Consider the following 7,227-nt stretch of genomic DNA (forward strand, 5'->3'; position numbering starts at 1 on the left):
CCGAAGCGCTGCTGTCAGCCCAGGATCCCGAGGTTCTGCCACAACCCCCGAGGTTGATCTGGCTGGGCGTCAGCCTCGTCGCTTCCGCCAGTTCCGCTGGACACAGTCCACAGCTCGCGTCCAGGCGCGGTAGGTCTTGCCCGCCCACAGCTCGGCGTCCACGAACCGCCGCTGCCAGGTCCTGTCGGAGCTGTGCGATCTATGCGGGCGACGGCCGTTCCCCAAATGTCAGCAGTGCCCTCGGCAGATGTGCTAGCTGTCCGTGATCAATCTGCCCGGGACTTCCTGTAACTCAACTACTCACACCCGATGTCGACCACCGTGAACGTTCTCCTTGCCATTCGGTGTGTCCGTCGACCTCTCGGCCCGTAGGTCGAGGGAACGGCTACGACTCCGAGATGATCAGGACCCTCAACCCGGCTCCGGCATGCCCATGGGGAACCAGGAGCAACCCGAAGAGATCACCACTCGCGCTCAGACCACCCGAACAAGGAAAGTTCGACCTGCCCTCGCGACGCCACGGCGGCCCGTCCGCGACCGCCGCCCCCATGGGAAATGTGACCACGAGGGTGGGGAATTATAAGAAGCTGATCACGCAGATCGTGGGGAATTACGTGGCCGCTGACAGGGGTGATGGTGGCGATGATCGCGCCGTCCGGCCGGTCCGCGGTGGGCTGGGCTGCGTGCTGGGCGTGGGCCCGGGCCCAGGTGGCCTGCTGGGCGACGGCGAGGACGGCCAGGAGGTCGAGGTCGAGGACGGTGATGCCGAGCAGGTCGGCGAGGTGCTCGGCGGTGCCGGGGCGGGCCCGGTCGGCTTCGACGAGCACGCAGGCGCGGCGTAGAGGTACCAGCCGGTTTCGGCGTAGGCCGGTGGATGAGGCGGGAGGCGAAAACGTTTCCGGTGCCGGCGGCGGCCCGCGCGGTCTCGTCGAGGACGATGTGCATGGGCTCGGTCACGGGCGCTGTACCTGAGCGAGGCGACGGTCGAGCTCGTCGTCCAGGATGGCTTCTTCACCGGCCGTGGGGTTGTATCTGGTCCAGGCGTTCAGGGCGGCCTTGGCCTGATCGGCCCCTTCGGATCGTCGGCCGGGGTCAGCACGGTCTCGGCAAGGCGGGCTCCGATTGTCAGGCCGGGCATGGGGCGGGGTGATCTGACGGACGCGGAGCGGGTGCGGCTTACGCCGCAGACGCCGCAGCAGCGATCCCGGCTACGGCTCCGCTCATGAGCCGCTGGACAGTGCCTAACCGGCACCCACCGAACGTGACATGTTCACGCGACCCTTAAGATCATCGCCTTGCCGATTCCGAGACAAGGAAAGCGATGAGAATACGCGGGATACTGGCGGCCTTCGTGGTCGCCCTCTCCGTCGTCCTGATGGCCGGTCTGGCCCAGAGCGGGGCGGACCTGCTGCGGGCCGACCGCCCGGCAGTGACGGAGACGAAGCGCACGACGGCGGGCGCGGAAACATGGGTGACGGGGCCCGGAACCCAGGTCCAGCTCCGGGCGATCACCTTCAACATGTGCGGTGGCAACTGCAACGGGGGCAGCACCGACCGGCTCGACCTCATCGAGAAGGAGTTCGGGAAGTTTCCGGCGCACCTGATCATGCTGCAGGAGGTGTGCTACTCGCAGTTCGAGTGGTTCCAGAGCACGTACGCGGGCACCTACGAGTTCAGTTTCACGCCCATGCTCACCAACTACCCGAGCTGTGGTCTGTCCGACTGCTCCGTGAACATGGACAGCGACCCGAACAACGACGACAGGCGCTGCTGGGTCGGCCAGGCCCTCGGTGCCCGTGGGAAGCTGGGCGCGAAGGAGGAGATCTCCCTCGGCGGCGAGAACCACCAGCTCGACAACAGCGGTAAGCCGCTTTCCCTGCCGCGGACGTTCAACGCCCTCTGTCACGACGTGACCCTGGACGGTGTCCCCGGCAAGGTGAAGGGCTGCAGCACGCACCTGTACGCCTACTACGACGCCAACGGCGTCGGCCACCGGGCGCGCACCACGCAGGCGGCGCGTCTCGCCTCCGAACTCGACGACGACATCGACGCCGGCAAGGTCGTCGTGGTCGGCGGGGACTTCAACGCGGTCCCGCAGCCGGACAAGGCCCCGGTCCTGGACAGCTTCTACCGCCCCAGCGCCGCGCCGGGCGGCGGCATCGGCCGGTTCTTCGAAGCCGACACCGCCGACGACCGCGACCCCGACGGCCCCGAGCCCCCCCTCTGGACTCAGCCGGTCCCGGACTGCGTCAAGTCCCAGGAAGTAGAGACCTGCCGGAGCGGCCAGTCCACGGTCGTCGACGTGTCCCCGACAGAGCTGCGCAACAGCAAAATCGACTACCTCTTCTTCTCCGAGGCCGCCGGAGCCGCGACGCTCAGCGCCGCTCCCTACGCGATGTACTTCGACGATGCCGCGCGCACGTCCATCACGTCCGACCAGAATCTGGCCGCCAAGGCCTCCAACGGCCACTACCTGAAGCTGTCGGACCACGCCCTTTACCGCGGTTGGTCGACGGTCACCGTCGAACCCTGACCTTCCGGTGACGAGTGCCGTGACCCGACCGATGGCCCGTGCCGCACCTCGTACGGCACGGGCCGTTCGTTCGTGTCAGCCGCGCGTGCAGGACGCCGACCGTGGGGCACAAGACGTCCGGCTTGGACGCCGCCAAGTACGGCCTGCATCCGCTTTCGGCGGTCAAGTCCAAGGGCTCTTCAGATACCAGTTCGGGACTTCGTCGTTGGGTTGGGCAAAGAATAAGCTATTCCCCAAGCGATGGCGGGGGGGAACGTGGAGAGGCTGAGAGGGGGGAGCGTGGGAAACCTGACGCTAAGGAAAGAGGTACCACAGTCACGCTGGGTTGATCCCGCGGAGTTTGCCGATGTCTATGCAGAAGGAGAGACTCCCGCGAGTCCGGGCCGAGAAGGAAGCCTGAAGACATCGCGAACCGTACGGAGCGGTGGACCCTTTCTCTCAGGGGAGAGCCGCGCATCGTCATCGACAGACTCGGTGTTCCTGGGTACTTGACGCAGAAACTCCTCGCCGAAGGGCTCGACGGGACAGTCGATGGTGCGACGTTCCGGCTCTCGGCCAGGTCGGCGCTCTTGCCCTCCCGTCGCTATGTCGCTATGCGTGGCAATTCGATCGACGTCGTCTTCGTTCCCTCCGGGTTTCGGCAGGAGGTCGTTGAGCAAGGCGAGGTCATTGGGGTCAAGCCGTTCACCAGCGGATGGGAGCTGCATGAGCCGTCGGATGCCGTGGTCATGGCCACGTGTCTTTTCGAGTGGGCCATGCGGATTCACTTCCTGCGGACGCCTGTGCTGAGGGCGACGCTGTAGGCGCCCCGAGCCCGCACTCGCGAAGGGTCGATGCCGAGGGGGAAGTTCTCGGTATCGACCCTTCCGCTCTTTCATCAGCACCTTCCAGCACGACGCGACCGGCAACACCAACCGCACCGTCGGTACCCAGGTGCAGGGCCCCACCCGGGACACCGAGGGTTACCTCTCCACCCTCGCCGAGGGCGACAAGACCACCAGTTACGTCTACGACGCGGACGGCGGCCGGCTCCTCACCAAGAACGGCGACGGCACCCAGGTGCTGACGCTGCCCAACGGCGACGAGCTGAAGCTGGCGGTGGTGTCGGTGGCCAGGGCGCATATTCGCCCTCGTCAAGGACGGCGTCGCCGCCCTTGACGTGCCGGGCGGGGTTCAGGCCCTTCTCCATCAGGCCAATCGCCCAGAGCATCTCCTGGACGCCCTCGAGCTTCGCCAGGCCTGGCGTGGGCCCGAGGCGGAACCCCGCCCGGCTGCGGCTTGCCCGAGGGCGGCATACGGAAGGAAGTCCAGCGGGCTCGCGCCCGGCAAGGGGTAGACGACGCAGTCGGACAGCACGGCCAGCGGGTACAGGCCGGTCATCTTCGCCATGTTGTTGAGCTTGCGGTGCATGTTGACCCGGGCCTTGGAGATGACGGCGGCCCGGATGTCGGGGCGCCAGGTCGGCCGCTCCAGGGCCGGCCACCGCTCGCCTTCCTTGTAGTGCTTGCCCTGCGGGCGCTCGCGGAGCTTGCCGACCCCGCCCTTCGCCGTGGCCTTGATGGCCGCGAGGACGGCGGCCAGGGCCGGGTCGACCTGCTTGTGCCGTTCCATCGCCGCGAGGAACTCCGCGTCGGTCAGGTCCTTGGTGACGCCGAGGTCGGCGAGGGTGTCGGCGTACGCGTTCTTGAGCCGGTCGTGCCACGGGTCGAGGTACGCGCCGGTCTCACGGCGCAGGTACGCCTCGATCGGTTGCACGTCGTAGCCGAGCTCCTGGGCGTAGGCGACGGTGTGCGTCTGGTACCAGGCCGGACCCGTCGGCCGGGTGCCATCCGGTGTGAACGGGGAGGGCAGGCGCGGGTCCAGCTCGATGTGGGACAGGTCGACCAGCCACGAGCCGGGGATCTTCGGTTGAACCTCACGTTCTGGAAGTGGTCCGGGGCGGACAGGCCGACGACCAAGCGGGCCGCAGCTGCGAGGAACGCGGTGTTGAGGTCCAGGCCGACCGCGAAGGGCAGCATGCACTCCTCATCCGAGAGCGTGTCCACCGACCGCACCCACTGGTACGCCTCCTGGTTAAGGAACCCGCCGGTCCAGCCCGAGTTCACGACGACGGGGTGCTCCGGGGTGGCCTCCGGCGGCGCCGGGTCCATCGGCTCCGTGCCCAGCGAGCCCGGGTTGTGGCCGGAGATCCAGTTCCCGGTCTCCTCGTCACGCTCGGGTTTCGTCGGCGGGCGCAGCGCGGTCATCAGCTCCAGGCCGGAGACGGCGGTGGAGCCGCGCGGGGTGATGACCCGCTGGGCGTAGACGCCGAGGACGCGGGCGATGTCGGCCGGCTCCATCTTCGTGACGCCGGGCCAGGACCGCTCATCGAGGGCGTCCCACGACAGGATCGCCAGCTGCACGCACTGCCGGTCGCGGCCCTGGGCCTTGCGGTAGATCCGCGCCCAGGGGCCGAAGCCGCGCTGCGTGAGCTGCCACTTGGCCTTCGCGACCTTGACGACCGGGTGGTCCTCCGGCAGGCGCAGGGAGCGACGCTGCTCGTGGCCCTCCGGGCGCTCGGGCAGCCCCAGCTTCACGGCCGCGGACGCGGCGAGGACGATCAGCGGGTCGGAGTCCTCGCCGTAGCGGTTGAGCTTCGGGGCGCCGAGGCCGGACTCGCGCAGCGTCCACTCCACCAGCTTCACCACGGTGGTCGCCGGGCAGTCGAGGACCAGGCCATTGACGCCGTACGCGGAGCCGTCACCGTCCAGCGCGGCCAGCGGACCGTGCGGGAACCGTGGGTCGGTCGCGGGCTTCGCCGCCTTCTTCGCCGCCGGGCGCCGCGACGTTGCCGGCATGGTGAGCGACCTCAAGAAGGCGCTGGACAACGGCAAGTGGGCCTGGCAGTGGGGCACCGCCACTGTCAGGCAAGTGGGACATCACCTACACGTACTCGAAGAAGAAGTGCATATGCAGCCGGACGAAGACCAAGTACACCGTCACGGTGTACTACCGGACCTTCGCGGCACCCGACGGAAAGCCCGTCGGCGTGATGTCTGCCTTGTCCGCCTTCATCAACCCCAGCCAGTGATACAAAGCAGCTGACCCCTGCCCCTAACGCCGTGCCCCCGGAACCCACCATTGTTCCGGGGGCACGGCTCTGGTGAGACCAATTGAGAAGACGGCAGACGGAAGGCAAGAACATGCGAGAAGACGCATCGAGCACCGACCTCGGAACCGTCGTGGCGGCAGTACGAGCCCGGCTGGAAACCACTCACCCAGCACGTGAGGCCTTGCGGTCCACGACCGGGGCCATCGAAAACGCTGAGCCCGAACTGGCCTTGGACGACTTTTGCCACATCATCCGATTCTTCGGCGTACGTATTACCCAGGAGGAATACGGCATCTTGCAGGCCGTAGCACAGGAACTCTCGATGACCGAACTTCTGGAAGAGGCACACCTCGACCCGTTCGTCGGCATTTGAACAGCGCCGGCGCCCCGGCAGGCAGGACGGGCGGTGGCGTGCGCGAGGACAGGCTCCCGTGTATACCCCGGCCCACCTGGCCTCATAGCGCGATGATCACCTCGCGCGGCTGATCAGCCCGAGTTCATGGGTGTCCTGGCCGCAGTCGGCGAGGCCGCATCCAAAGCCACGCCATCGGATGACGCGGCTCGGCCAGACGGGTGACAGCGGCCGCCGCGGGGCCACTGCCGGACGGGGCCGGTGTTCCAAGATCAGTGCCGCCGCCGTCTCCGGCGGCAGCTGCCTTCCACCGCGTCTGTGCCGTGTGATCGGATCGACCACGGCTGTTCGAGGAGTCTCACCCCATGCGTTCACGCGTCCTCGCCGTCACGGCCGCCGCGCTCGCGGCCACCGCAGCACTCGCGCAACCCGCCCACGCCGCCCCGCTCGTCGACGGGGTCTACCGGTTCGCGGCTCTCACGGACGGCAAGTGTCTGGTCTGGCCCAAGACACACGGGAGCATCGGCGTGGTGTCGCTGGGCGCCTGCACGGACACCGCGTCCACCTCGGCGAACTGGCAGGTGCTGCGCCGCCCCGACGGAATGATGGAAGTCTCCCCGCCGGGCTCGAACCCGCGCACCTGCCTGAAGGTGATGCCGGAGCACAGCGTGTCGGTCTACAGCTGCGGTGACAGGTCCACCGAGTGGACCGTCTCCTACGGCGCCGCCGGACCCGACAGCGTGGTGTGGGCCGACATCGAGCACACACCCGGCGACCACTCCCCCTCGTACGGAAAGATCGTGGACGATCCCGGCGTGACCGGCCGCATCGTGGTGAGGCAGGCCTCCATCGAACCGCACTACTGGGCACTGCAGCCGGCCGGATAGGGGTCGTCTGGCCGATCGCGGTCTCGGATGCCCCTTGCCGCCTCGTGCCGCAGGCGCGTCCTCCTGGCCCTGGTCGATGTCGGGAAAGACCCGCTCGGCGAGCGCGGCCGGCCTTCTCATGCCGTACGCCGACGGCGACCAGGGCTAGGCCCTCCCGCCGGCGCGGGTCGACCGCGCGGTAGCCGGCCGAGGCCTCGTACGGCGGAGGCCCGCACCTGTCTGGGTGCGGGCCTCTTCTGCATACGGCGACCCGGGACTAAGACCGCGAGGGTCTCGGTTCCCGCGGTCAGGGTCAGGCGAGGGAGATGTTCTCCGCCTGGGGGCCCTTCTGGCCCTGGGTGACGTCGAACGTGACGGCCTGGCC

Annotated in this window: 6 protein-coding genes and 2 pseudogenes; 5 read left to right on the forward strand and 3 right to left on the reverse strand. The window is 68.1% G+C overall.

Annotated features, from left to right (window positions below; genetic code table 11):
- Positions 1-626: 626 nt before the first annotated feature.
- Positions 627-945, reverse strand: a pseudogene (locus tag ACZ51I_RS29790) (hypothetical protein); the annotation flags it as partial.
- Positions 946-1,321: 376 nt separating this feature from the next.
- Here ACZ51I_RS29790 and ACZ51I_RS29795 point away from each other — a divergent pair.
- The 3 genes from ACZ51I_RS29795 to ACZ51I_RS29805 all read left to right on the forward strand — a co-directional run bounded on the left by ACZ51I_RS29795 (position 1,322) and on the right by ACZ51I_RS29805 (position 3,691).
- Positions 1,322-2,533, forward strand: a complete 1,212-nt coding sequence (locus ACZ51I_RS29795; RefSeq protein WP_468881970.1) for an endonuclease/exonuclease/phosphatase family protein — start codon at positions 1,322-1,324, stop codon at positions 2,531-2,533.
- Positions 2,534-3,021: 488 nt separating this feature from the next.
- Positions 3,022-3,336: a hypothetical protein gene (locus tag ACZ51I_RS29800; protein WP_468881973.1), complete on the forward strand. Its 315-nt coding sequence runs from the start codon at positions 3,022-3,024 to the stop codon at positions 3,334-3,336.
- A gap of 130 nt (positions 3,337-3,466) precedes the next feature.
- Positions 3,467-3,691, forward strand: coding sequence for a hypothetical protein (locus ACZ51I_RS29805; RefSeq protein WP_468881996.1), 225 nt, complete (start codon positions 3,467-3,469; stop codon positions 3,689-3,691).
- Here the strand turns inward: ACZ51I_RS29805 and tap are convergent.
- A pseudogene (gene tap, locus ACZ51I_RS29810) lies at positions 3,657-5,367 on the reverse strand (telomere-associated protein Tap); the annotation flags it as partial. The gene ACZ51I_RS29805 and the pseudogene tap sit on opposite strands and share 35 nt — an antisense overlap.
- A gap of 348 nt (positions 5,368-5,715) precedes the next feature.
- On the opposite strand from tap, the gene ACZ51I_RS29815 reads away from it, so the two are divergent.
- Both ACZ51I_RS29815 and ACZ51I_RS29820 read left to right on the forward strand, forming a co-directional pair.
- Positions 5,716-5,997, forward strand: a complete 282-nt coding sequence (locus ACZ51I_RS29815) for a hypothetical protein (protein ID WP_468881975.1) — start codon at positions 5,716-5,718, stop codon at positions 5,995-5,997.
- A gap of 344 nt (positions 5,998-6,341) precedes the next feature.
- Positions 6,342-6,863, forward strand: a complete 522-nt coding sequence (locus tag ACZ51I_RS29820; RefSeq protein ID WP_468881977.1) for a hypothetical protein — start codon at positions 6,342-6,344, stop codon at positions 6,861-6,863.
- Between the two features lie 292 nt (positions 6,864-7,155).
- Here ACZ51I_RS29820 and ACZ51I_RS29825 read toward each other — a convergent pair.
- A partial coding sequence (locus ACZ51I_RS29825; protein ID WP_468881993.1) for a cold-shock protein occupies positions 7,156-7,227 on the reverse strand: 72 nt, incomplete at its 5' end.

This window comes from Streptomyces sp. NPDC034084, assembly GCF_055575535.1.